Raw genomic sequence first — 2,629 nt, 5'->3', positions numbered from 1 at the left:
CCGGTCCCCAGCCGGCGTGGGCTGACAGGGCTCGAGACGTACGCTCGTCTGGAGCGCGACGGCACCCGCGCGCTGGTCGGTTACGTGGAGGCGAGCCGCGGCTGCCTCCACATGTGCCTTCACTGCCCCATTCCGCCAGTCTACGGCGGCCGGTTCTTCGTGGTCCCGAAGGAGATCGTCCTAGAGGACGTCCGGCGTCTCGTGCGGTCTGGCGCTACCCACATCACCTTATGGCGACCCCGACTTCCTGAACGGGCCCGGCCACTCGCTGGCGATCGTCCGCGCCATGCACCAGGAGTTCCCCGAGATCACGTTCGACTTCACGGCCAAGGTCGAGCACATCCTGGAGCGCCGCGCGATCTTTCCGGAGCTGGGCGCGCTCGGCTGTGTGTTCATGGTCTCCGCCGTCGAATCGCTCAGCGACGCCGTGCTAGCGAATCTGGGAAAAAGGCACACCCGCGCGGACGTTTATGCGGCCCTCAGAATTGTTCGTGACGCCGCGATCGCCTTTCGTCCCACCTGGGTCGCCTTCACCCCGTGGACGACCCTGGACGACTACCGCGAGATCCTCGACTTCGTCGAACCCGAAGGGCTCATTGACCACGTGGACCCGGCGCAGTACACGATCCGGCTGCTGGTCCCGCCGCGCTCCGCACTGCTCGACCGGCCAGCGATCCGGCCGTTTCTGGGGCCGCTCGACCAGGCTTCCTTCAGGTATCGCTGGACCCACGCCGATCCCCGTATGGATCGCCTCCACGAGTCCGTCTGCCCGATGGTCGAGGAGGCGACGCGGGCGGAGGAGGATCCAGCGCTCACGTTCGTCCGGGTCCGCGAGCTGGCCGAGACCATGGCGGGCCTGGCGTGCAGTGAAAGCCACAGGCTGGAACCGCTGAGCGGCCGGCGCCGGCCGCCCAGGCTCACCGAGCCGTGGTTCTGCTGAGCCGAGCCCACCGAGGGTCAGTTCGGCCCTCTGCAGCCGGAGAGAGCGGGCGTATAGTTCGACCAAGACGCACAGAGCGGAGGAGCGACGATGGGACTCTTCAGGCGGTGGTTCGGGGACACTGAGCGGACGTCACATGAAGCGGTGGCGAGTCCGGCGGCACCGGAAACGCTTGAGCAACAAGGACGCCGCAACGCCGTGTCCGATGAGAGCGTGCGGAGTGATAGGGAGCAGGAGGAGGACTCCCGGATCAGAGCGAAGATCCAAGACCTGCTCGACACGGCGATCAACCCCGCCGTCGCCGGCCACGGCGGGGTGGTGTCGCTCGTCGACGTCAGGGACAAGATGGTCTACCTCCAAATGGGCGGTGGCTGTCAGGGGTGCGGCATGGCCGACGTCACGCTGAAGCAGGGCATCGAGACGATGATCCGGGAGGAGCTTCCCGAGGTCGCCGACATCATCGACGTGACCGACCACGCCGGCGGCGAGACCCCGTATTCCGCGGCTTCGAAAAAGTAGCATGCCACGGCTTCTCCTGCTCCTGCCCACCACCACGTACCGCACGGCGGCCTTCCTGGGCGCCGCCCTGAGGCTTGGCGCGGAGGTCGTCGTGGCCTCAGAGCGAGCCCACGTCTTCCAGCAGGCGCAGCCAGGCCGTTTCCTGTCGCTCGACTTCCTTCATCCCGACCAGGCGACGCGCCAGGTCGGCGAGTTCGCGGTGACGCGTCCGATCGATGCCGTCGTGGGCGTGGACGACGCGACGGCAGTGCTGGCAGCCGTCCTGTCGAACGCGCTGGGCCTCCCGCATAACCCCCTCAGGTCGACCGCGGCCGCGCGCGACAAGTACCGGATGCGAACGCTGCTCCGCGGGGACGGCGTTCCCGTGCCGCCGTACGCCCTGCGCTCCTTCGACGACGACCCGGTGGTGGAGGCGCGGCGGACGGCGTTCCCGTGCGTGGTCAAACCCCTCATGCTCTCGGCCAGCCGTGGGGTGATCCGCGCGGATGGCGAAGCCCAGTTCGTCGGCGCGGTCCGCCGGCTCGAGAGAATCCTCCGGACGCCGGAGGCTGCCGCTGACGGCGAAGCCGCCCGGCAGGTTCTCGTCGAGGGCTTCATCCCCGGGCGGGAAGTGGCCCTGGAGGGCCTGCTGGTGAAGGGCGACCTCCACGTGCTCGCCCTCTTTGATAAGCCCGATCCCCTCGATGGCCCGTTCTTCGAGGAGACCATCTACGTCACGCCGTCGCGCCTTCCGTCTACTGTCCAGGAAGAGGTGGCCTCCTGCACCGCACGGGCAGCCGAGGCGCTGGGCCTCCGGGATGGGCCAGTGCACGCCGAGCTGAGGGTCAATCGCCACGGGCCCTGGGTCATCGAGGTCGCCGCACGCTCCATCGGCGGGCTGTGCTCCCGCACCCTCCGCTTCGGCACCGGCCTGTCGCTGGAGGAACTGATCCTGCGTCAGGCGCTCGGCATGGAGATCCCCTCGCTCGAGCGCGAGCACCGTGCCGCTGGGGTGATGATGATCCCGATCCCGCGCGCTGGGGTGCTCAAGGAGATTCGCGGCCAGACGGAGGCCCGGGCCGTCCCGGGGATCGACGAGGTTGCCATCACCGCCCATCCGGGCCAGGACCTCGTCCCGCTTCCGGAGGGCGCGAGCTACCCCGGGTTCATCTTCGCCCGCGCCGAATCGCC

The 2,629-nt window shown here is 68.7% G+C and carries 3 protein-coding genes; all 3 read left to right on the top strand.

Annotated features, from left to right (window positions below; genetic code table 11):
- Positions 1–286 precede the first annotated feature (286 nt).
- Positions 287–940: a hypothetical protein gene (locus VGV06_18845; protein HEV2057202.1), complete on the top strand. Its 654-nt coding sequence runs from the start codon at positions 287–289 to the stop codon at positions 938–940.
- 90 nt (positions 941–1,030) lie between these two features.
- A complete protein-coding gene (locus tag VGV06_18840; GenBank protein ID HEV2057201.1) occupies positions 1,031–1,459 on the top strand; it encodes a NifU family protein in 429 nt (142 codons plus the stop codon).
- Between the two features lies 1 nt (position 1,460).
- On the top strand, positions 1,461–2,629 hold a 1,169-nt coding region (locus VGV06_18835), incomplete at its 3' end, for an ATP-grasp domain-containing protein (GenBank protein HEV2057200.1).

Source organism: Candidatus Methylomirabilota bacterium (assembly GCA_035936835.1).
Lineage (GTDB): Bacteria > Methylomirabilota > Methylomirabilia > Rokubacteriales > CSP1-6 > AR37.
The sequence above is the reverse complement of the archived record's forward strand: the minus strand, read 5'-3'. Positions and strand labels throughout refer to the sequence as shown.